Origin of the sequence: Streptomyces sp. NPDC052299, assembly GCF_040679335.1 — a bacterium.
Classification (GTDB): Bacteria; Actinomycetota; Actinomycetes; order Streptomycetales; family Streptomycetaceae; genus Streptomyces.
On record NZ_JBFAUP010000016.1, the window covers coordinates 1 to 25,621 of the forward strand.

Below are 25,621 nucleotides of genomic sequence, written 5' to 3' on the forward strand. Positions count from 1 at the left end.
TTGTGGGGGGTTGGGGTGTGGTTTGGGCCCCCCCCCCAACAGGGAATCCTGCGGACTGGGGGGGCCGGGGGGGGCGCGCCCCCCGGCCCCCCGCTCCCCAAGCCCGGGCGGGGTTTCAAAGGCCCCCCCGGCGACGGGTGCTACGCGGCGCGGCGGGTGCGCTGCGCGGTGCCCCTGGAGGCACCGGTGCTGCGCGACGCACCGGCGCCCCGGGACGCGCCGGTCCCCCGGCCGCGGCCGCGGCTGCCCGAGCGGGCTCCGGCCGGCCGGGTGCGCGGCTTGGGCTGCGTCGGCTGCGGGGCCTCTATGACCACCGCGATCCCGGACGGTTCGCGGGCGCCCGTGATGCGGGTCAGCTCCTCGTCGCTGGAGCGGATGCGGGTGGTGCGCGGGGCGATGCCCGCGTCGCGCATCAGGCGGGTCATGTCGCGCTTCTCGTCGGGCAGGACCAGGGTGACGACGCTGCCGGACTCACCGGCGCGGGCGGTGCGGCCGCCCCGGTGGAGGTAGTCCTTGTGGTCGGTGGGCGGGTCCACGTTGACGACGAGGTCGAGATCGTCCACGTGGATGCCCCGGGCCGCCACGTTCGTCGCCACGAGTGCCGTGACCTGGCCGTTCTTGAACTGGTCCAGGGTCCGGTTGCGCTGCGGCTGGGAGCGTCCGCCGTGCAGCGCGGCGGCGCGCACCCCGCTGGCGAGGAGCCGCTTGGCGAAACGGTCCGCCGCGCGCTTGGTGTCCACGAACATGATCACGCGTCCCTCGCGGGCGGCGATCCGGGTCGCGACGGCCTTCTTGTCGGTCTCGTCCAGGACATGGAGGACGTGGTGCTCCATGGTGGTGACCGCACCGGCGGACGGGTCGACCGAGTGCACGACGGGGTCGGTGAGGAACATCTTGACCAGGCGGTCGATGTTCTTGTCCAGGGTCGCGGAGAACAGCATCCGCTGGCCGTCCGCCTCGACCTGCTTGAGCAGGGCGGTGACCTGGGGCATGAAGCCCATGTCGGCCATCTGGTCGGCCTCGTCCAGGACCGTGATCGCGACCTGGTCCAGCCGGCAGTCGCCGCGCTCGATGAGGTCCTTGAGCCGGCCCGGGGTCGCCACCAGCACCTCGGCGCCGCGCCGCAGCGTGGCGGACTGCCGGGTGATCGACATGCCGCCGACGACGGTGGCCAGGCGCAGGTTGACCGAGGTGGCGTACGGCGTCAGCGCGTCGGTGACCTGCTGGGCGAGCTCGCGGGTCGGGACGAGGACGAGGGCCAGGGGGGCCTTCGGCTCGGCGCGGCGGCCGGCGGTGCGGGCCAGCAGCGCGAGGCCGAAGGCGAGGGTCTTGCCGGAGCCGGTGCGGCCCCGGCCGAGGATGTCACGGCCGGCCAGCGAGTTGGGCAGCGTGGCGCCCTGGATCGGGAACGGCTCGGTCACGCCCTGCGCGGCAAGGGTCTTCAGCAGGGCTGCGGGCATGTCCAGCTCGGCGAACGCCTCGACGGCGGGCAGTGCGGGGGTGATGGTCTCGGGCAGCGCGAATTCGCCCTGCGGCGGCGTGGCCCTGCGACGGGGCGACGCCTTTCCGGTTCCCTTGCCGGAACCCTGTGCGGTTGCCTGTGCCCGGTCCGTGCCGCGCGCCCTGGAGGGGCGGTTGCGGGCGGGACGGTCCTGGCGTTCGGAGCGGGTCATATCGGGATTGTCCTCCTGGGACAGCACGAGCCGGGGCCCGCACCTTGACGGTGCGGGCCCCGGCTGCGAGGTACGCGTCCGGCGAAAATTAGGCCGGGACGATGTTCTCCGCCTGCGGGCCCTTCTGGCCCTGCGTGACGTCGAAGCTGACCTTCTGGCCCTCGACGAGCTCGCGGAAGCCCTGGGCGTTGATGTTCGAGTAGTGGGCGAAGACGTCGGCGCCGCCGCCGTCCTGCTCGATGAAGCCGAAGCCCTTTTCAGAGTTGAACCACTTCACGGTTCCAGTAGCCATGTCGATCTCCTAAGGAGGTGCAGTGCCGGAAATTCGCACTTTACGAATTCCAAGTCGCCGCATTGAGCCCCATCCGGAGAAAGCCGGAAAACAATAAAGCGCCTGACGAAGCATTCCCGTCAGGCGCACATAAAGTTCATGGGTACCAAAACTGCAACACGACCACCGTAGCACGAGCCGCCGCAGAATGTCGGGAGGCGGCCCGGTCAGCCCTCGTTGCCCCGGCGGATCGTGCGCAGCGGGCGGCCTGGGTGCCAGGTGCTGATGACGATGGTGTCGCCGCCCTCCAGGCCCACCCGCACCACCTCGGTGGGCTCGACGCGGAACAGGTGGAAGGGCTCGGGCGGGGTGCGCTCCTCGATGAAGCGGGCGAGGACTGCGGGGTCGGTCACCTCGACGGCGCGCCCGGAGATCCGGACGTCGCCGTCGGCCATCTCGGCGTCGGGCCCGGGGTTGGCGTGCACGCAGAAGCGGGGGTCGCGGCGCAGGTCGAGGGCCTTGCGGGAGTTCGGCATCATGCCGAGGTGCGGCTCGTCCTGCCAGAAGTCCACCTCCAGGCCGGTGAGCCGGGGGGAACCGTCCTTGCGGAGGGTGGCGAGGACATGGTGCTTGTACTGCGCGAACCTCCGTCGCACGGTGTCGGCGAAGCCGGGCTCGGCGGTACGGAAGTCGGTCCAGGTGCTTGTGGTCATGGGGCCATGGAACCCGGGAATCCCGTCATCCTCTGTCCGGATTCCCGCCGGTTCCGCTCCGGCCCACCCGTTCGGGTGCCCGCGCGGGGTGCGGAGCCCGGGGCGGGAGCGCCGTCGCGGGTTCGCTATCTTGATCGCCGCCGACCCCCCACCGGCCCCCGATCCCGTACAGACGAAGGAGCCGGCCATGGAGGCCGCCGCGACCACGTACTCCCGCCGTCCCCCGGTGTCGCGGGCGGTGCCCGGTGTCACGGGCGCGCTGATCGGCCTCAACGTGCTGGCCTACCTGACGGAGCTGATACGCCCGGGGACGGCCGGGCGGTTCGCGATGACGGGGGCCGGGCTGGCCGGTCCGAGCGACCAGTACTTCCCCGACGACGGGAGCTTCAGCGGCCTGCGCTGGACCGGTGTGGCGCACGGCGAGTGGTACCGGCTGCTGACCGGGACCTTCCTCCATCTGCCGCCGGGCGGTTCGTCGTTCGGTTCGCTGTTCGGGGTGCTGCACATGGCGTTCAACATGTACGCCCTGTGTCATCTCGGCCGGGTGGTGGAGGAGCCGCTGGGCCGGGTCCGTTTCCTCGCCCTGTATCTGCTGTCCGCGCTGGGCGGTTCGGTGCTGGTCTACCTGGTCTCGCCGTCGGACGAGGTGGTGGGCGCCTCGGGCGCGGTCTTCGGTCTGGCCGCCGCGTACTACGTCGTCAGCCGCCGCCTGGGCCGGGACGTGCGGGCGGTCAACGGCTTCCTGGCCGGGTTCCTGGTGTGGATGCTGCTCTCGGCGGCCCTGACCTCCTGGGAGGCGCACCTGGGCGGGCTGGTGACCGGTGCGGCGGTGACGGTCGTGTACGCGTACGCACCCGCCGGGCGGCGTACGGCGGTGCAGGCGGCCGGGTGCGTGGTGCTGGCGGCGGTGCTGGTGCTCCTGGTGGTCCTCAAGACGTCGGCGCTGACCGGCTGAGCGGCGCCGGGGCGCACCCGTCTGACACGATGACCGGCATGCGGAATGATCACTTCACGGAGCGCTCGCGTGCCCTGGCGCGGCGGCTGCATCCGCTGGACTGGCTGGCCGGGGGGCTGCTCCTGCTCGGGGTGGTCTTCGCGGCGACCGGGCTGCTGCCTTCGGGGCCCGCGCAGGACCAGCTGCGGCGCATCGGGCCGCTGCTGGCGTTCCTGGCGACGGTGATCGTGCTGGCGGAGCTGGCGGGCCGGGCGCAGGTCTTCGACGTGGTCGCGGCGTGGGTGGCGCGGGCCGGGCGGGGGCGCTATCCGCTGCTGTTCGGGCTGTGCGTGGCGTTCGCCTCGCTGACGACGATCACCCTGAACCTCGACACGACGGCGGTGCTGCTCACGCCGGTGATGCTGGCGCTGGCCGGGCGGGTGGGCATCGCGGCGGTGCCGCTGGCGATGACGACGGTGTGGCTGGCCAACACGGCGAGCCTGCTGCTCCCCGTATCGAATCTGACCAATCTGCTGGCGGCGGACCGGGTGGCGCTGTCCCCGGCCGGTCTGGCCGGGGTGATGTGGCTGCCGCAGCTGGCCGCGATCGGGATGACGGCGCTGTGCCTGTGGGTCTTCTACTGGCGCCGGGGGCGGCGGGGCGCCGACACGTACACCCCGCCCGCGGTGCCGTCGCCCGACGACCGGGTGCTGCTCGGGGTCTGCTCGGTGGCGTGCGCCGGGTTCCTGCTGGCGATCCTGGTGGCGGACGTGCCGCTCTGGTCGGCCTCGCTGGTGGCGATGGTCGTGGTGGTGGCTGCGTACGCGGTGCGGCGGCGCGAGGAGCTGCGGCTCTCGCTGGTCCCGTGGCGGCTGCTGGTCCTGGTGCCGGGGATGTTCCTGGTGGTGGAGACCGTCAACGCGCACGGGCTGCACGAGGTGCTGGTGCGGGCGCTCGGCTCGGACGACGGCCTCGCGGGCATGCTGCGTACCGCCGGGGTGGGTGCGGGGCTCGCCAACGTGTTGAACAACCTTCCGGCGTACGTGGCGGGCGAGGCGGTCGTCCCGGCGGACAACCACCATCAGCTGCTGGCCCTGCTGATCGGGGTCAACGCGGGCCCGCTGGTCACCCCGTGGGGGTCGCTGGCGACGCTGCTGTGGTTCGAGCGGTGCCGGTTCCAGGGGACGCGGATCGGGGTGCGGCGCTTCGCGCTGACCGGCCTGGTGCTCGCGGTGACGGCGACGGCGGCGGCGACCTGCGCGCTGGCGCTGACCGCCTGAGCACCTGCCCCCGGACGCGCCACGGCGCCTGCCGATTCGTCCGGTCGGGGACGGGCAGGCGCCGCGTTCAGTTCCGCACGCCGTTGTGCGGGACGTCTGTGTGCCGTGTCAGACCGTCAGGGCACGGTCCGTCGGGCGGATCGGGGCCGGCAGCGCGCTGGCTCCGGTCAGGAAGCGGTCCACGCCGCGTGCCGCGGAGCGGCCCTCGGCGATGGCCCACACGATGAGGGACTGGCCGCGGCCCGCGTCCCCGGCGACGAAGACGCCGTCGACGTTGGTCGCGTAGTCCTGGTCGCGGGCGATGTTGCCGCGCTCGTCGAGCTCCAGACCGAACTGCTGGACCAGACCGTTGGCCTGGTCCGTGCCGGTGAAGCCCATCGCGAGCGTGACCAGCTGCGCGGGGATGACCCGCTCGGTGCCGGGCTTCTGCTCCAGCTTACCGTCCTTGAACTCCACCTCGACCAGGTGGAGGGCCTGGACGTTGCCGTCCTCGTCGCCCTCGAAGTGGGTGGTCGAGACGGAGTAGACCCGCTCGCCGCCCTCCTCGTGCGCGGAGGTGACCTTGTAGAGCATGGGGAAGGTCGGCCAGGGCTGGTTGGCGTTCCGCTCCTCGCCCGGCTTGGGCATGATCTCCAGCTGGGTGACGGAGAGCGCGCCCTGGCGGTGGGCGGTGCCGACGCAGTCGGCGCCGGTGTCGCCGCCGCCGATGACGACGACGTGCTTGCCCTCGGCGGTGATCGGGGAGACCGTCAGGTCGCCCTCCTGCACCTTGTTGGCGAGCGGCAGGTACTCCATCGCGAAGTGCACGCCGTTCAGCTCCCGGCCCGGGACGGGCAGGTCGCGCGAGACGGTGGCACCGGCGGCGATGACCACGGCGTCGTAGCGGCGGCGCAGCTTCGCGGCGTCGATGTCCCGGCCGATCTCGGTCTCGGTGCGGAACTTGGTGCCCTCCGCGCGCATCTGCTCGATGCGGCGGTTGATGTGCGACTTCTCCATCTTGAACTCGGGGATGCCGTACCGGAGGAGGCCCCCGATGCGGTCCGCGCGCTCGTAGACGGCGACCGTGTGACCGGCCCGGGTGAGCTGCTGGGCGGCGGCGAGGCCGGCCGGGCCCGAGCCGATGACGGCGACGGTCTTGCCGGACAGGCGCTCCGGCGGCTGCGGGGTCACGTCACCGTTGCCCCACGCCTTGTCGATGATCGAGACCTCGACGTTCTTGATGGTGACGGCCGGCTGGTTGATGCCGAGCACGCACGCCGACTCGCAGGGCGCCGGGCACAGCCGCCCGGTGAACTCCGGGAAGTTGTTCGTGGCGTGCAGCCGCTCGGAGGCGGCGGCCCAGTCCTCGCGGTAGGCGTAGTCGTTCCACTCGGGGATGAGGTTTCCGAGCGGGCAGCCGTTGTGGCAGAACGGGATGCCGCAGTCCATGCAGCGGCCGGCCTGCTTGCTGATGATCGGGAGCAGCGAGCCGGGAACGTAGACCTCGTTCCAGTCCTTGACGCGCTCGCCCGCGGGGCGGGTCTGCGCGACCTCGCGGCCGGTGGTCAGGAAGCCCTTGGGGTCAGCCATTGGTCGCCGCCTCCATCATCTTCTCGGTGGTCTCCTGCTCGGAGAGACCGGCGAGCTCAGCGGCGTCCTTGGCGGCGAGCACTGCCTTGTAGGTGGACGGGATGATCTTGCTGAAGCGGGCCACCGCGGTGTCCCACTCGGCGAGGAGCTTCCCGGCGACGGTGGAGCCGGTCTCCTCCTGGTGGCGGCGCACGACGTCGTGCAGCCACTGCTTGTCGGTGTCGGTCAGTTCCTCGACCGCGCCGAGGTTGCCGGCGTTGACGTTGTCGCGGTTGAGGTCGATGACGTACGCGACACCGCCGGACATGCCGGCCGCGAAGTTGCGCCCGGTCTCGCCGAGCACCACGGCGTGGCCGCCGGTCATGTACTCGCAGCCGTGGTCGCCCACGCCCTCGGAGACGACGGTGGCGCCGGAGTTGCGGACGCAGAAGCGTTCGCCGGTGCGGCCGCGGAGGAACAGTTCGCCGCCGGTGGCGCCGTAGGCGATGGTGTTGCCCGCGATCGTGGAGTATTCGGCGAGGTGGTCGGCGCCGCGGTCGGGGCGGACGACGACGCGCCCGCCGGACAGGCCCTTGCCGACGTAGTCGTTGGCGTCGCCCTCCAGGCGCAGGGTGACACCGCTGGGCAGGAAGGCGCCGAAGGACTGGCCCGCGGAGCCGGTGAAGGTGATGTCGATGGTGTCCTGGGGCAGGCCCGCACCGCCGAACTTCTTCGTGACCTCGTGGCCGAGCATCGTGCCGACGGTCCGGTTGATGTTGCGGATCGCGATCTGCGCGCGGACCGGCTGGGCGGCCTCGGGGCTGTCGGCCCTGAGGGCGTCGGCGGCGAGCTTGATCAGCTCGTTGTCGAGGGCCTTGTCGAGGGCGTGGTCCTGCTCGGTGTTCCGGTACCGGACCGCGCCTTCGGGCAGCTCGGGGACGTAGAACAGCGGGGCGAGGTCCAGGCCCTGCGCCTTCCAGTGCGTGACGGCCCGGTCGGTGTCCAGCAGCTCGGCGTGGCCGACGGCCTCCTCGATCGTGCGGAAGCCGAGCTCGGCGAGGAGCTCGCGGACCTCCTGCGCGATGAACTCGAAGAAGTTGACGACGTACTCGGCCTTGCCGGAGAAGCGGTCGCGCAGCACCGGGTTCTGGGTGGCGATGCCGACGGGGCAGGTGTCGAGGTGGCAGACGCGCATCATGACGCAGCCGGAGACGACGAGGGGCGCGGTCGCGAAACCGAACTCCTCGGCGCCGAGCAGCGCGGCGATGACGACGTCGCGGCCGGTCTTGAGCTGGCCGTCGGTCTGCACGACGATGCGGTCGCGCAGGCCGTTGAGCAGCAGGGTCTGCTGGGTCTCGGCGAGGCCGAGCTCCCAGGGGCCGCCCGCGTGCTTGAGGCTCGTCAGGGGGGACGCGCCCGTGCCGCCGTCGTGGCCGGAGATGAGGACCACGTCCGCGTGCGCCTTGGAGACGCCCGCCGCGACGGTGCCGACGCCGACCTCGGAGACCAGCTTCACGTGGATGCGGGCCTGCGGGTTGGCGTTCTTGAGGTCGTGGATCAGCTGAGCCAGGTCCTCGATGGAGTAGATGTCGTGGTGCGGCGGCGGGGAGATGAGGCCGACGCCCGGCGTCGAGTGCCGGGTCTTGGCGACCCACGGGTAGACCTTGTGGCCGGGCAGCTGGCCGCCCTCGCCGGGCTTGGCGCCCTGGGCCATCTTGATCTGGATGTCGTCCGCGTTGACCAGGTATTCGCTGGTGACGCCGAAGCGGCCGGAGGCGACCTGCTTGATGGACGAGCGGCGGGCCGGGTCGTAGAGCCGGTCGGCGTCCTCGCCGCCCTCACCGGTGTTGGACTTGCCGCCCAGCTGGTTCATCGCGATGGCGAGGGTCTCGTGGGCCTCGCGCGAGATGGAGCCGTAGGACATGGCGCCGGTGGAGAAGCGCTTGACGATCTCCGAGACGGGCTCGACCTCCTCGATGTCGATCGAGGGGCGGTCCGACTTGAAGCCGAACAGGCCGCGGAGCGTCATCAGCCGCTCGGACTGCTCGTTCACCCGGTCCGTGTACTTCTTGAAGATGTCGTACCGGCGGTTACGGGTGGAGTGCTGGAGGCGGAAGACCGTCTCCGGGTCGAACAGGTGCGGCTCGCCCTCGCGGCGCCACTGGTACTCGCCGCCGATCTCCAGCGCGCGGTGCGAGGCGGAGATGCCGGAGGCGGGGTAGCCCTTGGTGTGCCGGGCGGCGACCTCCTTGGCGATGACGTCGAGCCCGGCGCCGCCGATCTTGGTGGCGGTGCCGTTGAAGTAGCGGTCCACGAAGGACTGGTCGAGGCCGACTGCCTCGAAGACCTGGGCGCCGCGGTAGGAGGCGACCGTGGAGATGCCCATCTTGGACATGACCTTGAGGACGCCCTTGCCCAGGGCGTGGATCAGGTTGCGGATGGCGTCCTCGGCCTCGATGCCCTCGATGAAGGTGCCGGCCCGGACCAGGTCCTCGACGGACTCCATGGCGAGGTACGGGTTGACCGCGGCGGCGCCGTAGCCGATCAGCAGCGCGACGTGGTGGACCTCGCGGACGTCCCCGGCCTCGACCAGCAGGCCCACCTGGGTGCGCTGCTTGGTGCGGATGAGGTGGTGGTGGACGGCGGAGGTGAGCAGCAGCGAGGGGATCGGCGCGTGCTCGGCGTCGGAGTGCCGGTCGGACAGGACGATCAGGCGGGCGCCGTCCTCGATGGCGGCGTCGACCTCGTTGCAGATCTCCTCGATGCGGGCGGCCAGCGCGTCGCCGCCGCCGTGCACCCGGTAGAGGCCGGAGAGCGTGGCGGCCTTCATGCCCGGCATGTCGCCGTCGGCGTTGATGTGTATGAGCTTGGCCAGCTCGTCGTTGTCGATCACCGGGAAGGGCAGGGCGACGCTGCGGCAGGACGCGGCGCCCGGCTCCAGGAGGTTGCCCGAGGGGCCGAGGACGGAGCGCAGCGAGGTGACGAGTTCCTCGCGGATGGCGTCCAGCGGCGGGTTGGTGACCTGCGCGAACAGCTGGGTGAAGTAGTCGAAGAGCAGCCGGGGCCGGGCCGAGAGTGCGGCGATCGGCGAGTCGGTGCCCATGGAGCCCAGGGGCTCGCCGCCGGTGCGGGCCATCGGGGCGAGGATGACGCGCAGCTCCTCCTCGGTGTAGCCGAAGGTCTGCTGGCGGCGGGTGACGGAGGCGTGCGTGTGGACGATGTGCTCCCGCTCGGGGAGGTCCTCCAGCTCGATCTCGCCGCTCTCCAGCCACTCCTGGTAGGGGTGCTCGGCGGCGAGGGACGCCTTGATCTCGTCGTCCTCGATGATGCGGTGCTCGGCGGTGTCCACGAGGAACATGCGGCCGGGCTGCAGGCGGCCCTTGCGGACGACCTTGGCCGGGTCGATGTCCAGGACGCCGACCTCGGAGGAGAGGACGACGAGGCCGTCGTCGGTGACCCAGTAACGGCCGGGGCGCAGACCGTTGCGGTCGAGGACCGCGCCGACCTGGACGCCGTCGGTGAAGGTGACGCAGGCCGGGCCGTCCCAGGGCTCCATCATCGCGGAGTGGTACTGGTAGAACGCGCGGCGTGCCGGGTCCATGGAGTCGTGGTTCTCCCACGCCTCGGGGACCATCATCAGCACCGAGTGCGGCAGCGAGCGGCCGCCGAGGTGGAGCAGCTCCAGGACCTCGTCGAAGGAGGCGGAGTCCGAGGCGTCCGGGGTGCAGACGGGGAAGATCCGGTCGAGCGGCGCGTCGCCGAAGAGGCCGGATGCGAGCTGGGACTCGCGGGCCTTCATCCAGTTCCGGTTGCCCTTGACCGTGTTGATCTCGCCGTTGTGCGCGACGAAGCGGTACGGGTGTGCGAGCGGCCAGCTCGGGAAGGTGTTGGTCGAGAAGCGCGAGTGGACCAGGGCGACCGCGGTGGCGAACCGGGGGTCGGAGAGGTCCGGGAAGAAGGGCTCCAGCTGACCGGTGGTGAGCATGCCCTTGTAGACGATGGTGCGGGCGGAGAGCGACGGGAAGTAGACCCCGGCCTCGCGCTCGGCGCGCTTGCGCAGCACGAACGCCTTGCGGTCCAGGACGATGCCGGTGCTCTCGCCGTCCGCCACGAAGAGCTGGCGGAACTCGGGCATGGTGGCGCGGGCGCCGTTGCCGAGGATGTCCGGGGTGACCGGGACCTCGCGCCAGCCGAGGACCGTCAGGCCCTCCTCGCCGGCGATCTTCTCCAGCTCGCGCACGGCCCCGTTGGCGTCGTCGGCGGGCAGGAAGGCGATGCCGACGGCGTAGGCGCCGGCCTCGGGGAGCGCGAAGGGGGCCTCGGCGCGCAGGAACGTGTCCGGGATCTGGAGCAGGATGCCGGCGCCGTCACCGGAGTCGGGCTCCGAGCCGGTGGCACCGCGGTGTTCGAGGTTGCGGAGCACGGTCAGAGCCTGCTCGACCATCTCGTGGCCGGGCACACCGGTCAGAGTGGCTACGAACCCCACGCCACAGGCGTCGTGCTCGTTGCGGGGGTCGTACATCCCCTGGGGGGCGGGGCGACCGTCCATGGGCGACCAGGCGTCGGTGCGCATCGGCTCTCCCGTCGTCGTCGTGGCATATGCAGTGCCGAGGGACGACGTTGGCCCTCTGCGAAATTTCGTGCAGATTACATGATGGGGCGCTTCTCAAAAAGCGGATGAACCATTCCAACATGCGGACACCATCGATGACGGTGGAGTGGGTCGCTGTCAGAGGATCGGCGCCCGGGAGACGCGGAGAGCAGGCGTCGTTGCCTGCGGTGTCTACGGCTCATGCCCGGTGGCGGAGAAAACGAAACCGCCGGGTAGTGGCTACTTATGTGCAGCCCTGCATAGAGACTCATTTTACGGTGCCGGGCGCGGCCACGCCCAGAGGCGCGGGCCAAGACGTACGTCACACGCATGGCGTACGCGTAACGGGCCGGTTGCGTGAACCGGCCCGTTACGAGGGGGAAGCGCGAGGGAGACCGGGCGGGGTCAGCCGCCCACGGCCACGCCGAAGAGGGCACCCAGGCCGTACGTGATCGCGGCGGCCGCGCCGCCCAGGGCCAGCTGGCGCAGTCCGCTGAACCACCAGCTGCGGGCGGTCACCCGGGCCACCACCGCGCCGCAGCCGAACAGCCCGGCGAGCGCCAGCAGCACGGCCGGCCACAGCGCGTCGGCGCCGAGCAGGAACGGCAGCACCGGCAGCAGGGCGCCCAGCGCGAAGGCGCCGAACGAAGAGAAGGCGGCCACCAGGGGCGAGGGCAGGTCGCCCGGGTCGATGCCCAGTTCCTCGCGGGCGTGGATCTCCAGGGCCTGTTCCGGGTCGCGCGAGAGCTGGCGGGCGACCTCGCGAGCGAGCGCGGGTTCGACGCCCCGGGACTCGTAGAGCGCGGCGAGCTCCCGCTCCTCGTCCACCGGGTGCTTGCGCAGCTCGCGCCGCTCGACGTCCAGCTCGGCCTCGACCAGCTCGCGCTGCGACGCCACGGAGGTGTACTCACCGGCCGCCATCGAGAAGGCACCGGCGGCCAGTCCCGCGAGGCCGGTGATGACGATGGTGCGGTGCGAGACGTCGCCGCCGGCGACGCCGGTCATCAGGGCCAGGTTGGAGACGAGCCCGTCCATCGCCCCGAAGACCGCCGGACGCAGCCAGCCGCCGTTGACGTCACGGTGCGTGTGGTTGTCCCGGTGGGCCTCGTGCAGTACGGCGTCGGTCTCGATGATGGCCACGGCTTGTCCCTCTCCCCTCACTCCGGAGAGGGGCCTCCTGCCCGCCCTTCCCCGCTCGACACCATCGAAAGTACGCACGAAAAACCGCTCCTGCCAGCAAGGAAGGCCGTACTTACCACCCTGCGTAACCGGATAGGTACGGCTTGCCTTGCTGTCCGGAAGCCTTCATCCGAGTGGACCTTTTGTGTGCATAACCGGCCTTCGTCCCGGCTCGGCGTGGAACGGATCCCACAGGGACGAGTACTGGCTCGGTACGAGCGAAGGGTCGACGCGATGGAGACGGTCGCAGGAAATCCGACGGCGCCGCGGGCGAGCGGCACACCGACGGCACGGCTTGCGGAGGACGCGGAACCGGGCGGGCCCGTCGACCGGGCCAGGGGCGCGCTGCTCGGCCTCGCGGTCGGCGACGCGCTCGGCGCCCCGGCGGAGAACATGCGGCCCTCCGAGATCCGCCGCCGCTGGGGCCGGATCGAGGGCTTCGTCAGCGAGGACCCGGCGGGCACCGACGACACGGAGTACGCGATCTTCTCCGGGCTGCTGCTGGCCCGGCACGGCTCGGAGCTCACCGTCACCGACGTCGAGCGGGCCTGGCGGCTGTGGATCGCCGACCTGGACGAGGGGCCGTTCCGGGGCGCCGGCTTCAGCGAGCGCGGCACGCTGGAGAACCTGCGCCGGGGACTGGCCGCGCCGATCTCCGCCCAGCACCGGCACGCCTGGAGCGACGGCCTGGCCATGCGGGCCGCGCCCTTCGGCGTCTTCGCGGCGGGCCGCCCCGCCGAGGCGGCCCGGCTGGTCGCGGTCGACGGCCGGGTCAGCCACGAGGGCGAGGGCATCTACGGCGGCCAGGCGGTGGCCGCCGGGGTGGCCGCCGCGATGACCGGCGCCTCGGTCACCTCGGTGATCGCCGCCGCGCTCTCGGTCGTCCCCATGGACTCCTGGACGGCCCGCTCCCTGCGCCGCGCGGTGACGGCGGCGCAGCGCCCCCACCCCGACCGCCTCACCGGCGAACGCGCGGTCCGCTCGGCCGTGGTGGTCGGCGGCTACCCCTGGACGGACCTGGCTCCCGAAGCGGTCGGCCTGGCCTTCGGCGCCTTCGCCGCGGCCCGCGGCGACTTCCGTACGGCGGTGCTCATGGCCGTCAACATGGGCCGCGACGCCGACACGACGGCCGCGGTGGCGGGCGCCCTCTCCGGCGCCCTGCACGGCGCGTCGGCGATCCCGCGCCTCTGGGCGGACGCGATCGGCCCGGTACGCGGCAGCTGCCTGCCGTCGATGCGGGGGTATCACGTGGTGGACATCGCGGACCTGCTGGCGGGGGCCGCCGAGGCGGCCGCGCCGGACGGACCACGGGATCGCGCCCCGGCGCGGGACGAGGGGTCGGCCGGTGCGCCGGGCCACCTCCCGGCCGCCGGGGAGTCGCGCCGGGGACGCGGCACCGGGGCGGTGTCCCGGTGAGCGGGGTCCGGCGCGCCCGCGTCGAAGGGCTGCTCATCGGGCTGGCGGCCGGGGATGCCGCCGGGTGGCCCGCGGCCCGGCACCGGGCGGCCCGGATGCCGGAGTGGACCCGGCGGCTGACCCGGGAGCTGGACACCTTCGCCGAGCAGAACGCGACGACCACGCTCCCGGTGCCCATCGCGCTCAACCAGCCGCCCGAGCCCCTGCGCCTCGGGCCGTCCGACGACGCCGAGTGGGCCGCGTTCGCGGCGGGGACCGTGCTTGCCGCGGGGCGGGCGCGGGACGCCTCGGCCTCCGGGCCCGGGCGGACCCGGCTCGCCCCGGACGCCGGCGACCGCCATGTGCGGGCCGCCGTCGCCGGGGCCTGGAACTCGCTCGCCGCCGAGGTCGCCGCCGCGGCGGCGCGGGCGACCGAGGTGGAGGCGGCCGTGCTGCCGCTGCGCGCCCGGATCTCGGTGCGGGCCGGGCTCGGGAACCTCGCCGCCGGGCTGCGGCCGCCCGCCACCGGCCACGACAACCCGCACTACTTCGACGACGCGGCCTGCGTGCGGGCGGCCGTGCTGGCGGTCGTCCACCCGGGCGACCCGCACGCGGCGGCGGAGCTCGCGGAGTTCGACGCGCGCTTCACACAGGACGGCGACGGGGTGCACGGGGCGCGGGCGATGGCCGCCGCGAGTGCCGGGGCGCTGGGCGGGGCGGACGTGGACGCGGCGGTCGACGCCGCGCTGGCCCAGCTCCCCGACGGCACCGAGATCGCCCGCAACGCGGCCCACGCGGTCCGGATCGCCCGGGAGTTCGCCGGGGAAAGGGCCGGGGCGTTCGCGCTGGTCCCGGTCCTGGAGCACCAGATCGTGGACCACGTCTACAGCTACGGGATCGCCGCCGCCGAGACCGTACCGGTCGCCCTCGCGCTGGCCACCGCGTCGAGGGGCGACATCGCGCAGGCCGTGCCCGCGGCCGCCTGCCTGTCCCGGGTCGCGGACTCCGCCCCCGCCCTGGCCGGTGCGCTGACCGGGGCACTGGGCTCCATCGCCTCCGTGCCCGACGGCTGGCGCGAGACCTGCCGGACGCTGGCCGGCTGCGCGCTGCCCCGTTTCGCCGGTACGGACCTGGTGGAACTCGCCGGGCTGCTGGCAGCCACGGAACCGGCCCCGGCGGGGGGACAATTCGGACATGACATCCACCGTGCCGCCGGCGCCCACGACGTCCCCCTCCCCCACGACAGCCACGACGCCCACGACCCCCGGGGCGCCCACGCTCGATGACCGGATCGCCGGTGCCCTCGTCGGCGCCGCCGTCGGCGACGCGCTGGGCGGCCCGGTCGAGGGCCGCTCCCCCGAGCAGATCACGGCCCGGCACGGCGGCAGGATCACCGGGATCGTCGGCCCCTGGGACGGCGACGACTGGCGGACCGCCCGCCCGATCGCCCCGTACCACAAGGGGGACGGGCACGTCACCGACGACACCTTGATGACGCACGCGCTGGTCCGGGTGTACGGGAAGGTGCGCGGCCATCTCGACGCGTACGCGGTCGCCGACCACCTCGTGCCGGAGATGATCGGCGAACCGCGCTGGATTCCCGAGCTGGAGGCGGAGGCGCTGCCGCTCCAGCGGGTCTTCCTCGCGGAGAAGTGGATCGTCGCCCGGCTGCACTACGGCCACGTCGACCCGCGCGAGGCGGGCGCCGGAAACATCGTCAACTGCGGGGCGGCGATGTACATGGCCCCGGTCGGGCTGGTGAACGCCGCCCATCCGCAGGCGGCGTACGCCGAGGCGATCGACGTCGCGGGCGCCCACCAGTCGAGCTACGGCAGGGAGGCGGCAGGCGTCTTGGCGGCCGGGGTCGCCGCGGCCTGCACGCCGGGGGCGACGCCCGCCACGGTCGTCGAGGCGTGCCTGTCGCTCGCCAAGGACGGCACCCGCGCCGCGATCGAAGCCGTCTGCGAGGCGGCCGCCCGCCACCGGGACGTGGAGTCGGCGCTCGCCCCGCTGCGCGCGGCCGTCGCCCCCTTCGACACCGTCGGCCCCGACTACCGCGCACCCTCGCTCGGTGCGCGCCGCCCGTCCCGGCTGCACGCGATCGAAGAACTGCCGGTCGCCCTCGGCATGCTGCTGGCCGCCGACGGGGACTACCGGCAGGCGGTCCTCGGCTCGGTCAACTACGGCCGCGACTGCGACTCGATCGCCACCATGAGCGGCGCGCTCGCGGGCGCCCTGCACGGCGAGAGCGCCGTCCCCGCCGACTGGGCGGCCGCCGTCGCCGGGGCCAGCCGCCTCGATCTGCGCGCCCCGGCCCGGACCCTGGCCGAGGTGGCCCGCGAGGTGTTCGCCCGGGACACCGCCCGCCGCAGGGCCCATGAGGCCGCCTTCGCGACGCTGGCGGGCACCCCGTGACCACGGCGGTGCGGGTGACCTGGGTGCAGCCGGAGGACCTGGTCGGCCACGAACTGCGCCAGGCCGCCGAGGACGGCCGCGACGCCCGCGACATCGCCCGCCGCTGGTACGAGGCCGGCGGCGCCCCCGCCCCGGAACGCGCGGGGGCGTCCGAAGCCGCCGCCCCGCCCGGGCTGCGCGCGGTCGCCGAACGGCTGCTGGACGAACTCGCCCTGCTGGAGTCCCCGCTGGCCGGTGACGAGCCGGACGGCCTGGACGAGATCCGGGCCGCCTGCCCGCAGTGGCCGCATGCCCGGGACGTGCGGCCGGCCGGGCGGGAGCGGCTGCACGCCGCCTGGCTGGGCCGCGCCGCCGGCTGCCTGCTGGGCAAACCGGTCGAGAAGCTGCCGCTGGAAGGCATCCGCGCCCTGGCCCGGGCCACCGGCAACTGGCCGCTGAACACCTGGTTCACCGCCCGGGGCCTGCCCGCCCCGCTGGCCGCCACCTATCCGTGGAACCGGCGCTCCGCGGCCACCTCGCTCGCCGAGAACATCGACGGGATGCCCGAGGACGACGACCTCAACCACCCGCTGCTCGCCCTGCTGCTGCTCCAGCGGCACGGCACCGCGTTCACCACCGCGGACCTGGCCCGGCTGTGGCTGGACGAGCTCCCGGCGGGGCGTACGTTCACCGCCGAGCGGATCGCGTACCGCAATCTGCTCGACGGCATCGAGCCCCCGGACACCGCCCGCCGCCGCAATCCGTTCCGGGAGTGGATCGGCGCGCAGATCCGGGCCGACGTGCACGGCTGGACCCGGCCCGGCGACCCGGCGGGCGCCGCCGCGCAGGCGTACCGGGACGCGGTCCTCACGCACACCGGGAACGGCGTCTACGGCGCGATGTTCACGGCGGCGGCACTGGCCGAGGCGGCCGGCGGCGAGACCGATGTGCACGGCTGCCTGGCCACCGGGCTGCGCGTGGTGCCGCCGCGCTCGCGGTTCGCGGCGGCGGTACGGGACGGCATCGAAGCCGCCCGCGAGGAGCGGGACTTCGATACGGTCGTGGACCGGCTGCACGCGGCGTACGGCAGGTACCACTGGGTGCATGTGCTGCCCAACGCGGCCCTGCTGGCCGCCGCCCTCACGCACGCCGACGGCGACTTCACCGGTTCGGTCTGCAAGGCGGTGTCCGGCGGCTGGGACACCGACTCCAACGGCGCGACCGCCGGCTCGCTCGCCGGACTGCTCGCCGGGCGGCCGGACGCGCTGCCCGGCCGGTGGACCACCCCGCTGAAGAACCGGCTCGCCACGTCCGTCCCCGGTTTCGACGGGACCGGCTTCGACACCCTGGCCGCCCTGACCCACCGGCTCACCCACGAGGAGGCAATCCGCCCATGACCAGAATCGCGGTGCTCGGCAGCACCAACATGGATCTTGTGGCCTACGTCGACCGGGCCCCCGAGCGCGGCCAGACCGTCACCGGACGGGAGTTCCGCACCATCCCCGGCGGCAAGGGCGCCAACCAGGCCGTCGCCGCCGCCAGAGCGGGCGGTGACGTGCTGATGATCGGCGCGGTCGGCGACGACGAGTACGGCGTACGGATGCGGGAGAACCTGGAGCAATCGGGCGTCGACACCGACCTGCTGCACACCGCCGAGGGCCCCAGCGGCACCGCCCACATCGTGGTCGACGCCAAGGGCTCCAACGCGATCGTGGTCATCCCCGGCGCCAACGGCACCATGACCGCGCTCGGCCCGGGCGAGATGGCCGCCATCGCCGAGGCGGATCTGCTGCTGCTCCAGCTGGAGCTGCCGATGTCCGCCGTGGTCGAGGGCGCCCGCGCCGGTCACGCCCAGGGCGTGCGGACCGTCCTCACCCCCTCCCCCGTACAGGAGCTGCCCTCCGAACTCCTCGACCACATCGACCTGCTGATCCCCAACGAGCACGAGGCGGCCGGGCTCTCCGGCTACGACGACCCGCACGCGGCGGCGGAGATCCTGCTCGGCCAGGTCCCCGCGGTGCTCATCACGCTCGGCTCGAAGGGCAGCCTGTACGCGGCCCGGGGCAGCCGCACCATCCACTTCCCGGCCCCGGACGTGACCGCCGTCGACACCACCGGCGCCGGGGACACCTTCGTCGGCACCCTGGCCGTGGCGCTCGGTGAGGGGCGCCCGATCCCGCAAGCCGTCGCCTGGGCCTCGGCCGCCGCCGCGCTCTGCGTGCAGAAACCGGGCGCCTCGGTCTCCATGCCGTACCGCAGCGAAATCGACGGCGCGTGACCGCCCCCGCGGCGCCGCCGCTCACCGGACTGCGGGTGATCGATCTCGCCACGCTCTTCGCGGGCCCGCTCTGCGCGACGATGCTCGGCGACTTCGGCGCCGAGGTGATCAAGGTCGAGCATCCGGTCCGCCCCGACCCCTCCCGGGGCCACGGGCCAGCCAAGGACGGGGTGGGCCTGTGGTGGAAGCTCCTCGGCCGCAACAAGCGCAATCTGACGCTCGACCTCTCCGCCCCGGAGGGCCGCGACCTGCTGCTGCGGCTCGCCGCGGACACCGACGTGATCATCGAGAACTTCCGGCCGGGCACGCTGGAACGGTGGGGTCTCGGGCCGGACGAGCTGCACGCGGTCAACCCCCGCCTCGTGCTGGTGCGCGTCACGGGCTTCGGCCAGTTCGGCCCGTACTCCCACCGGCCCGGCTTCGGGACGCTCGCCGAGGCCATGAGCGGCTTCGCGGCGATCACCGGGGAGCCGGACGGACCGCCGACCCTGCCGCCGTTCGGCCTGGCCGACTCGATCGCCGCGCTCGCCACGGCGTACGCGGTGATGGCCGCCCTCGCCGGGCGCGACCGGACCGGCGAGGGGCAGGTCGTCGACATGGCGATCATCGAGCCGATCCTGACCGTGCTCGGCCCGCAGCCGCTCTGGTACGACCAGCTCGGTTACGTACAGCCGCGCACCGGGAACCGCTCGCGCAACAACGCCCCGCGCAACACCTACCGCACCTCCGACGGGCAGTGGGTGGCCGTCTCCACCTCCGCGCAGTCCGTCGCGGAGCGGGTGATGCGGCTGGTCGGGCGGGCGGACCTGATCGAGGAGCCGTGGTTCGCCTCGGGCGCCACCCGCGCCGAGCACAGCGACGAGCTGGACGAGGCCGTGGGCCACTGGATCGCCCGGCACAGCCGGGAGGAGGCCCTGTCCGCGTTCGAGAAGGCGGAGGCCGCGATCGCGCCCATCCACGACGTGCGGGACGTCATGGAGGACCCGCAGTACCGGGCGCTGGACTCGGTCACCGAGGTGGACGACCCGGAGCTGGGCCCGCTGCGGATGCAGAACGTCCTCTTCCGGCTCTCCCGGACCCCGGGCGCGATCCGCTGGACCGGCCGCCCGCACGGGGCCGACACCGAGGAGATCCTGACCGAGCTGGGGCTGAGCGGGCCCGAGATCTCGGCGCTGCGGGCGGAGCGGGTGCTGTGAGCGCGGCGGCCCCCCTCACGTTGCTGTACGTGCCCGGTGACCGGCAGGACGTGGTGCGCAAGGCGGCCGCCTCGGGTGCGGACGTGGTCATCGTGGACCTGGAGGACGCGGTCGCCCCGGACCGCAAGGAGTACGCCCGCGCGGCGACGGTGGAGCTGCTGTCGGACCCGCCGTCCGCGACGGCGCCGCCCGTGCACGTGCGGGTCAACGACGAGGCGGACGTGCTGGCGCTGGCCGGGCTGCCGGGGCTCGGCGGGCTGCGGCTGCCGAAGATCACCCATGCCGCGTCGGTGCACCACATCGCGGCGCGGGCGCCCGGGGTGGCCCTGTGCCCGCTGCTGGAGTCGGCGCTCGGCATCGAGCACGCGTACTCGGTGGCCTCCGCCCACCCCCAGGTCCGGGCCATCGCCCTGGGCGAGGCGGACCTCCGCGCGGATCTGGGCGTACGGGAGGACGCGGGGCTCGACTGGTCGCGCAGCCGGGTGGTGGTCGCCGCCCGGGCGGCGGGCCTGGCTCCGCCCGCGCAGTCGGTGTTCGCGGACGTCCGGGACCTGGACGGGCTCTGGTCCTCCTGCGCCCACGGCCGGGCCCTGGGCTTCCTGGGCCGGGCGGCGATCCACCCCCGCCAGCTCCCGGTGATCGAGCGCGCGTTCCGCCCGACGCCGCAGGAGGTCGAAGCGGCGTGGGAGATCGTGGAAGCGGCCCGCGACCAGGCGGGCGCCCAGGCCCTGCCGGACGGCCGCTTCGTGGACGCGGCGGTGGTTGCGCAGGCGCAACGGACGCTCTCCCTCGCCGAGCGCGAACGGTGACCTGGCCCCCGTCTGGCCCCGTTGTCCTCAATCGCCGGACGGGCTGGGTTTCACGGCCGAGGGGCCGCCGAATGCCTCGGCGACCCCTCACTCAGCTTGCGCGCGGCGTCAGCCCTTGGCGGCCTCCGCCGTACCGTCCGCCTTCGGCGCGTCCTCGTCGGCGTCCGTCTTCGCGTCGGCGTCCGGCTTCGCATCGGTGTCCGCGTCCGCGTCGGCCTCCGCGGCCTCCGGCCCGTCCGCCTCGGCCTCGTCCGCCTTCTCGGAGGACTCCGGCGCCTCCGGCGCACCCGGTTCCACGACCTCCTCGCGGCCCGGCCGCACCTTCGCCGAGATCACGATGTACGTCACCGCGAGCACGAACACGATCAGCGCGGTCCACACGTTGAGCCGCAGGCCCAGGATGTGGTGCGCCTCGTCCACGCGCATGTACTCGATCCACGCACGCCCCGCGCAGTACGCCGCGACGTAAAGGGCGAAGGCCCGGCCGTGGCCCATCTTGAAGCGGCGGTCGGCCCAGACCACCAGGAGGGCGACGCCGACGCACCACAGCGACTCGTACAGGAAGGTCGGGTGGTAGGTGCCCGCCAGCCGGTTCGGGCCGTCGCTGATCTTCAGCGCCCACGGGACGTCCGTCGCCTTGCCGTACAGCTCCTGGTTGAACCAGTTGCCCCAGCGGCCGCACGCCTGGGCGAGGGCGATGCCGGGGGCGAGGGCGTCGGCCCAGGCGGGCAGCGGAATCCCGCGGCGGCGGCAGCCGATCCAGGCACCGACCGCGCCCAGCGCGATCGCACCCCAGATGCCGAGGCCGCCCTGCCAGATCTTGAAGGCGTCGACCCAGTCCTCACCCTCGCTGAAGTACAGCTGGTAGTCGGTGATGACGTGGTAGAGGCGGCCGCCGACGAGTCCGAAGGGCACGGCCCAGACGGCGATGTCGGCAACGGTGCCGGCGGTGCCTCCTCGGGCGACCCAGCGCTTGTTGCCGAACCAGACGGCGACGAAGACACCGATGATGATGCAGAACGCGTAGCCGCGGAGCGGGATCGGTCCGAGATCGATCACGCCGGTCGACGGGCTGGGAATGTAGGCAAGGTTCATGGCAGCGTCGACGCTACCCTGCCGGACGGGAGGGAGGACAACCCGCCCGGCAACGTCTGGGTAACGAGCGGGCCGTCGATTCCCCCGCCCGGCCCTACGGCGTGGCCGTGGGGGTGGCCGGTTTCTTGCCCTTGTTGGCCTCGGCGACCCATTTCTTCAGGTTGGCCACGGTGATCGCCTCGTCGCCCTTCTTCGGGAAGATCGACTCCCCGTTGAGCAGGGCCGTCGGAGTGCCCTGGAAGCCGCCGTCGCTGAACGCCTGGTTGGACTTCTCCACCCAGGCGTCGTGCTTGCCGTCCTCGACGCAGCCCCGGAACGCGGGCGTGTCCAGCCCGGGGACCTTCTTGGCGAGTTCGATCAGCTTGTCGTTGTCGCCGAAGGCGTCGTCGGTCTCCGCCGGCTGGTTGCTGTACAGCACGTCGTGGTACGCGGAGAACTTGCCGGCGTCCTGCGCGCAGGCGGCCGCGTTGGCCGCCTTGAGGGAGCCGCTGCCGCCCATGTTGCCGTCGATGATCGTGGCGAGGTGGTAGTCGACCTTGATCTGGCCGTCGCGCTCCATCTCGTGGATCGTGTCGCGGAACGCGGTCTCGAACTGGGCGCAGACCGGGCAGCGGAAGTCCTCCCAGATGGTGAGGGTGGACGGGGCGTCGTCGGCGCCGACCCGGATGGCCAGGGCGTCCTTGCCGGTCGCCCCGGACGGGGCGACGGCCGGTCCGGACGCCTTGGACTTGTCGCTCTTGCCGTCGGTGTTCGCCGCGATCACGCCGACGACGGCGGCCAGGCCCAGGACCCCCACCACGGCCGTGGACACGATCAGCGTGCGGCGCCGGCGGTCGCGCGCCTTCGCCTGCTCGCGCTGCTGGATCAGCCGGTCTCGCGCGGCCCTCTTACCCTGTTCGTTCTTCTCGCTCACACCGCGCAAACGACCCGGGGAGGCACTCGCGTGCCTCCCCGGACCGAGGTCCACCCGTTCGGGTTACCCCCGGTGTCAGCGCTTTCGAACACCTTCGGCAAGATCGGCCGTCAGTGAACGGACGGCCGCGAGCCCGGCCGCCTCGTCGGAGGCGTCCAGCATGCACTTGACGAAGGCCGAGCCGACGATGACGCCGTCGGCGAAGCCTGCGACCTCCGCGGCCTGGGCGGCGTCGGACACGCCGAGGCCGACGCAGACCGGCAGCTCGGTGGTGGCCCGGGTCCGCCGGACCAGGTCCTGGGCCTGCGCGCCGACCGATGCGCGGGTGCCGGTGACGCCCATCAGGGACGCGGCGTAGACGAAGCCGGAGCCCGCGTCGGTGATGGTGGCGATCCGCTCGTCCTTGCTGCTGGGAGCGACGACGAAGACGGTGGCCAGGCCGTGCCGCTCCGCGTGCTCGCGCCACAGCGCGGACTCCTGGACCGGCAGGTCGGGCAGGATGCACCCGGCGCCGCCCGCCTCGGCCAGCTCCGCCGTGAACCGCTCGACGCCGTACCGGTCGATCGGATTCCAGTACGTCATGATCAGGATCGGCGCCCCGGTGGCCTCGTGGGCCTCGCGCACCGTGCGCATCACGTCGGCGATCCGTACTCCGCCGCGCAGCGCGATGTCGTCGGCGGTCTGGATGACCGGGCCGTCGAGCACCGGGTCGCTGTGCGGCAGCCCCACCTCGATGACGTCGGCGCCGCCCGCGACGGCGGCCTTCACGGCCTCGATACCGCCGTCGACGGTCGGGAAGCCGGCGGGCAGGTACGCGATGAGCGCGGCCCGGTCCTCGGCCCGCGCGGCGGCGAGCGTGGTGTTCAGCAGTTCGACGTTGCCGCTCACAGCGCGTCCCCCTCGATCTCCGCGTTCCGGCTGCCGGCGTCCGCCTCGACGGCCGCGTCGGTGTCGTACAGCCCGAAGTAACGGGCCGCCGTGTCCATGTCCTTGTCGCCGCGCCCGGAGAGGTTGACCAGGATCAGCCCGTCCTTGCCCAGCTCCTTGCCGACCTCCAGCGCCCCGGCCAGCGCGTGCGCGCTCTCGATGGCCGGGATGATGCCCTCGGTGCGGGAGAGCAGGCGCAGCGCCTGCATCGCCGCGTCGTCGGTGACGGCGCGGTACTCGCCCCGGCCCACGTCCTTGAGGTAGGCGTGCTCGGGGCCGATGCCCGGGTAGTCCAGGCCGGCCGAGATGGAGTACGGCTCGGTGATCTGGCCCTCGTCGTCCTGGAGGACGTAGCTGCGCGAACCGTGCAGGATGCCGGGCTCGCCCGCGGTGAGGGTCGCCGCGTGCTCGCCGGTCTCCACGCCGTGTCCGGCGGGCTCGCAGCCGATGAGGCGGACGTCCGCGTCGGGCACGAAGGCGTGGAAGAGGCCGATGGCGTTGGAGCCGCCGCCGACGCAGGCCACGGCCGCGTCCGGCAGCCGGCCGGCCTGCTCCAGGATCTGCCGCCGGGCCTCCACGCCGATGACGCGGTGGAAGTCGCGGACCATCGCCGGGAAGGGGTGCGGGCCCGCGACCGTACCGAAGAGGTAGTGGGTGCGGTCCACGTTGGCGACCCAGTCGCGGAACGCCTCGTTGATGGCGTCCTTGAGGGTGCGGGAGCCGGACTTCACGGCGATGACCTCGGCGCCGAGCATCCGCATCCGCGCCACGTTCAGCGCCTGGCGCCGGGTGTCGATCTCGCCCATGTAGATGGTGCAGTCGAGGCCGAAGAGGGCACAGGCGGTCGCCGTGGCCACGCCGTGCTGTCCGGCGCCGGTCTCCGCGATGACGCGGGTCTTGCCCATGCGCCGGGTCAGCAGCGCCTGCCCCAGCACGTTGTTGATCTTGTGCGATCCGGTGTGGTTGAGGTCCTCGCGCTTGAGGAAGACGCGGGCGCCACCGGCGTGCTCGGCGAAGCGGGTGACCTCGGTGAGGGCGCTGGGCCGTCCGGTGTAGTGGACCATCAGCTCGCCGAGCTCGGCGGCGAACGCGGGGTCGGCCTTGGCCTTCTCGTACTCGTCGGCGACCTCGTCCACGGCGGCGACCAGCGCCTCCGGGATGAACTTGCCGCCGTACGCGCCGAAGTAGCCCTCGGCGCTGGGGATCAGACCCTCCGGGTCCGGGATGAAGAAGTCGGAAGACATGCGGGACGTGCTCCTCGTCGTCACAGGGGTGGTTGCACCGTCTGCGCCGTGAGCGGAGCGCCGCCCCGGTCCGGGACCGGGGCGGTTTCGGGCGCGCGGGAACGCGGCCGGGCTCGCTCTACAGCGCGCGTCCCGTGCGCCATCGCATGCCGTTGACCTGACCGGGCTCGGCACCGATCACGTACCGCACCCGCCGGCCGTGCACCCGGCGCGCGGGCGCCCGGCAGCCGCGGTGCCACGAGGGCAGCGCGCAGCGCATCGGCTCGGGGTGCGGGAGGGACACGGCCGGGTCAGCCCCGTCCGTGGCGCAGCGCCGGGTGGGCCCCGGCGGCGACGAGGTCGGAGACGGCGGTCCGCGGGTCGCGGCCGGTGACCAGGGACTCGCCGACGAGCACGGCGTCGGCGCCGGCGTTGGCGTAGGCGATCAGGTCGTGCGGGCCCCGGACGCCGGACTCGGCGACCTTGACGATGTGGTCCGGGATCTCGGGGGCGACGCGCTCGAAGGTGGAGCGGTCGACCTTGAGGTCCTTGAGGTTGCGCGCGTTGACGCCGATGATCCGGGCCCCGGCCTCGACGGCGCGCTCGGCCTCGTCCTCGTCGTGCGCCTCGACCAGCGGCGTGAGGCCGATGGACTCGGCGCGCTCGATCAGGGAGACCAGGGCCTCCTGTTCGAGGGCGGCGACGATCAGCAGCGCGAGGTCGGCGCCGTACGCGCGTGCCTCCCACAGCTGGTACGAGGTGACGATGAAGTCCTTGCGGAGGATCGGGATGTCGACCTTGGCGCGGACGGCCTCCAGGTCGGCCAGCGAGCCGCCGAAGCGGCGCTCCTCGGTGAGGACCGAGATGACGGAGGCCCCGCCGGCCTCGTAGTCCGCGGCGAGCGCGGCCGGGTCGGCGATGGCGGCCAGCGCGCCCTTGGAGGGGCTGGAGCGCTTGACCTCGCAGATGACGTTCACGCCCTCGCCGCGCAGGGCGGCGACGCCGTCCTTGGCCTGGGGGGCACGGGCGGCGCGTTCCTTGAGCTCGTCGAGGCTGACGCGCGCCTGCCGCTCCGCGAGGTCGGCGCGTACGCCGTCGATGATCTCGTCGAGCACACTCACGCGAGCGGCCCCCTTCCGGAGCGGTGACAAAAAACGTAACAGGCCACAGGATCAGCCACTCCGATGTTATCCGCAGGAGGG

21 protein-coding genes are annotated in these 25,621 nt (G+C 73.1%); 9 read left to right on the forward strand and 12 right to left on the reverse strand.

Translation table 11 applies throughout. The annotated features are described in order from the left end of the window. Positions 1-140 precede the first annotated feature (140 nt). From AB0L33_RS25260 to AB0L33_RS25270, 3 genes are all read right to left on the reverse strand, one after another. Entirely contained in the window at positions 141-1,673 is a 1,533-nt protein-coding gene (locus tag AB0L33_RS25260) for a DEAD/DEAH box helicase (RefSeq protein WP_365685044.1), read from the reverse strand. Positions 1,674-1,761: 88 nt separating this feature from the next. Beyond that, on the reverse strand, positions 1,762-1,965 hold the full coding sequence (locus AB0L33_RS25265; protein ID WP_018104519.1) for a cold-shock protein: 204 nt from the start codon (positions 1,963-1,965) through the stop codon (positions 1,762-1,764). 206 nt (positions 1,966-2,171) lie between these two features. Continuing rightward, positions 2,172-2,657, reverse strand: a complete 486-nt coding sequence (locus AB0L33_RS25270) for a pyridoxamine 5'-phosphate oxidase family protein (RefSeq protein ID WP_365685046.1) — start codon at positions 2,655-2,657, stop codon at positions 2,172-2,174. A 187-nt stretch (positions 2,658-2,844) separates the two neighbouring features. On the opposite strand from AB0L33_RS25270, the gene AB0L33_RS25275 reads away from it, so the two are divergent. After that, positions 2,845-3,612: a rhomboid family intramembrane serine protease gene (locus tag AB0L33_RS25275; protein ID WP_365685047.1), complete on the forward strand. Its 768-nt coding sequence runs from the start codon at positions 2,845-2,847 to the stop codon at positions 3,610-3,612. Between the two features lie 38 nt (positions 3,613-3,650). Continuing rightward, positions 3,651-4,871 carry an SLC13 family permease gene (locus AB0L33_RS25280; RefSeq protein WP_365685049.1) on the forward strand — a complete coding sequence of 407 codons (1,221 nt, stop codon included), beginning with the start codon at positions 3,651-3,653 and terminating at the stop codon, positions 4,869-4,871. 108 nt (positions 4,872-4,979) lie between these two features. On the opposite strand, the gene AB0L33_RS25285 is transcribed toward AB0L33_RS25280, so the two are convergent. From AB0L33_RS25285 to AB0L33_RS25295, 3 genes are all read right to left on the reverse strand, one after another. Then, positions 4,980-6,440 carry a glutamate synthase subunit beta gene (locus AB0L33_RS25285; protein WP_365685051.1) on the reverse strand — a complete coding sequence of 487 codons (1,461 nt, stop codon included), beginning with the start codon at positions 6,438-6,440 and terminating at the stop codon, positions 4,980-4,982. Next, on the reverse strand, positions 6,433-10,992 hold the full coding sequence (gltB, locus tag AB0L33_RS25290) for a glutamate synthase large subunit (protein WP_365685053.1): 4,560 nt from the start codon (positions 10,990-10,992) through the stop codon (positions 6,433-6,435). The genes AB0L33_RS25285 and gltB overlap by 8 nt, the downstream gene beginning before the upstream one ends. Before the next feature lie 423 nt (positions 10,993-11,415). Then, positions 11,416-12,150: a VIT1/CCC1 transporter family protein gene (locus AB0L33_RS25295; RefSeq protein WP_164400470.1), complete on the reverse strand. Its 735-nt coding sequence runs from the start codon at positions 12,148-12,150 to the stop codon at positions 11,416-11,418. A gap of 273 nt (positions 12,151-12,423) precedes the next feature. Here AB0L33_RS25295 and AB0L33_RS25300 point away from each other — a divergent pair, with 273 nt between their 5' ends. From AB0L33_RS25300 to AB0L33_RS25330, 7 genes are read left to right on the forward strand one after another with little or no spacing between them, the layout of a single operon-like run. After that, complete coding sequence (locus AB0L33_RS25300; protein ID WP_365685055.1) at positions 12,424-13,605, forward strand: ADP-ribosylglycohydrolase family protein; 1,182 nt, start codon at positions 12,424-12,426, stop codon at positions 13,603-13,605. Continuing rightward, complete coding sequence (locus AB0L33_RS25305) at positions 13,602-14,870, forward strand: ADP-ribosylglycohydrolase family protein (RefSeq protein WP_365685057.1); 1,269 nt, start codon at positions 13,602-13,604, stop codon at positions 14,868-14,870. The genes AB0L33_RS25300 and AB0L33_RS25305 overlap by 4 nt, the downstream gene beginning before the upstream one ends. Next, positions 14,779-15,999, forward strand: a complete 1,221-nt coding sequence (locus AB0L33_RS25310; protein ID WP_365685059.1) for an ADP-ribosylglycohydrolase family protein — start codon at positions 14,779-14,781, stop codon at positions 15,997-15,999. The genes AB0L33_RS25305 and AB0L33_RS25310 overlap by 92 nt, the downstream gene beginning before the upstream one ends. Then, positions 15,996-17,375, forward strand: a complete 1,380-nt coding sequence (locus tag AB0L33_RS25315; RefSeq protein WP_365685060.1) for an ADP-ribosylglycohydrolase family protein — start codon at positions 15,996-15,998, stop codon at positions 17,373-17,375. Before AB0L33_RS25310 ends, AB0L33_RS25315 begins: the two co-directional genes overlap by 4 nt. Next, complete coding sequence (gene rbsK / locus AB0L33_RS25320) at positions 17,372-18,256, forward strand: ribokinase (RefSeq protein ID WP_365685061.1); 885 nt, start codon at positions 17,372-17,374, stop codon at positions 18,254-18,256. Before AB0L33_RS25315 ends, rbsK begins: the two co-directional genes overlap by 4 nt. Next, the gene (locus tag AB0L33_RS25325; RefSeq protein WP_365685063.1) at positions 18,253-19,452 is read left to right on the forward strand and encodes a CoA transferase; all 1,200 of its coding nucleotides are present in this window, start codon (positions 18,253-18,255) and stop codon (positions 19,450-19,452) included. The genes rbsK and AB0L33_RS25325 overlap by 4 nt, the downstream gene beginning before the upstream one ends. Next, the gene (locus AB0L33_RS25330; RefSeq protein ID WP_365685065.1) at positions 19,449-20,261 is read left to right on the forward strand and encodes a CoA ester lyase; all 813 of its coding nucleotides are present in this window, start codon (positions 19,449-19,451) and stop codon (positions 20,259-20,261) included. The genes AB0L33_RS25325 and AB0L33_RS25330 overlap by 4 nt, the downstream gene beginning before the upstream one ends. Before the next feature lie 108 nt (positions 20,262-20,369). On the opposite strand, the gene lgt is transcribed toward AB0L33_RS25330, so the two are convergent. The 6 genes from lgt to trpC form a co-directional block, all read right to left on the reverse strand. Beyond that, positions 20,370-21,356, reverse strand: a complete 987-nt coding sequence (gene lgt / locus AB0L33_RS25335) for a prolipoprotein diacylglyceryl transferase (RefSeq protein WP_365685066.1) — start codon at positions 21,354-21,356, stop codon at positions 20,370-20,372. 94 nt (positions 21,357-21,450) lie between these two features. Continuing rightward, positions 21,451-22,269, reverse strand: a complete 819-nt coding sequence (locus AB0L33_RS25340; protein ID WP_365685068.1) for a thioredoxin domain-containing protein — start codon at positions 22,267-22,269, stop codon at positions 21,451-21,453. A gap of 75 nt (positions 22,270-22,344) precedes the next feature. Next, positions 22,345-23,157 (reverse strand): tryptophan synthase subunit alpha, encoded by an 813-nt coding sequence (gene trpA, locus AB0L33_RS25345; RefSeq protein ID WP_365685070.1) that lies wholly within the window; start codon positions 23,155-23,157, stop codon positions 22,345-22,347. Further along, positions 23,154-24,440 carry a tryptophan synthase subunit beta gene (gene trpB, locus AB0L33_RS25350; RefSeq protein ID WP_365685072.1) on the reverse strand — a complete coding sequence of 429 codons (1,287 nt, stop codon included), beginning with the start codon at positions 24,438-24,440 and terminating at the stop codon, positions 23,154-23,156. The genes trpA and trpB overlap by 4 nt, the downstream gene beginning before the upstream one ends. 118 nt (positions 24,441-24,558) lie before the next feature. After that, on the reverse strand, positions 24,559-24,723 hold the full coding sequence (locus AB0L33_RS25355; RefSeq protein WP_365685313.1) for a hypothetical protein: 165 nt from the start codon (positions 24,721-24,723) through the stop codon (positions 24,559-24,561). Between the two features lie 7 nt (positions 24,724-24,730). Next, a complete protein-coding gene (trpC, locus tag AB0L33_RS25360) occupies positions 24,731-25,540 on the reverse strand; it encodes an indole-3-glycerol phosphate synthase TrpC (RefSeq protein ID WP_365685074.1) in 810 nt (269 codons plus the stop codon). Positions 25,541-25,621: the final 81 nt, after the last annotated feature.

Excerpts from the sequence above, each read along its gene's own strand:
- AB0L33_RS25260 (WP_365685044.1), bottom strand. The coding sequence starts at position 1,673 with ATGACCCGCTCCGAACGCCAGGACCGTCCCGCCCGCAACCGCCCCTCC.
- AB0L33_RS25265 (WP_018104519.1), bottom strand. The coding sequence starts at position 1,965 with ATGGCTACTGGAACCGTGAAGTGGTTCAACTCTGAAAAGGGCTTCGGC.
- AB0L33_RS25270 (WP_365685046.1), bottom strand. The coding sequence starts at position 2,657 with ATGACCACAAGCACCTGGACCGACTTCCGTACCGCCGAGCCCGGCTTC.
- AB0L33_RS25275 (WP_365685047.1), top strand. The coding sequence starts at position 2,845 with ATGGAGGCCGCCGCGACCACGTACTCCCGCCGTCCCCCGGTGTCGCGG.
- AB0L33_RS25280 (WP_365685049.1), top strand. The coding sequence starts at position 3,651 with ATGCGGAATGATCACTTCACGGAGCGCTCGCGTGCCCTGGCGCGGCGG.
- AB0L33_RS25285 (WP_365685051.1), bottom strand. The coding sequence starts at position 6,440 with ATGGCTGACCCCAAGGGCTTCCTGACCACCGGCCGCGAGGTCGCGCAG.
- gltB (WP_365685053.1), bottom strand. The coding sequence starts at position 10,992 with ATGCGCACCGACGCCTGGTCGCCCATGGACGGTCGCCCCGCCCCCCAG.
- AB0L33_RS25300 (WP_365685055.1), top strand. The coding sequence starts at position 12,424 with ATGGAGACGGTCGCAGGAAATCCGACGGCGCCGCGGGCGAGCGGCACA.
- AB0L33_RS25310 (WP_365685059.1), top strand. The coding sequence starts at position 14,779 with ATGACATCCACCGTGCCGCCGGCGCCCACGACGTCCCCCTCCCCCACG.
- rbsK (WP_365685061.1), top strand. The coding sequence starts at position 17,372 with ATGACCAGAATCGCGGTGCTCGGCAGCACCAACATGGATCTTGTGGCC.
- lgt (WP_365685066.1), bottom strand. The coding sequence starts at position 21,356 with ATGAACCTTGCCTACATTCCCAGCCCGTCGACCGGCGTGATCGATCTC.
- trpB (WP_365685072.1), bottom strand. The coding sequence starts at position 24,440 with ATGTCTTCCGACTTCTTCATCCCGGACCCGGAGGGTCTGATCCCCAGC.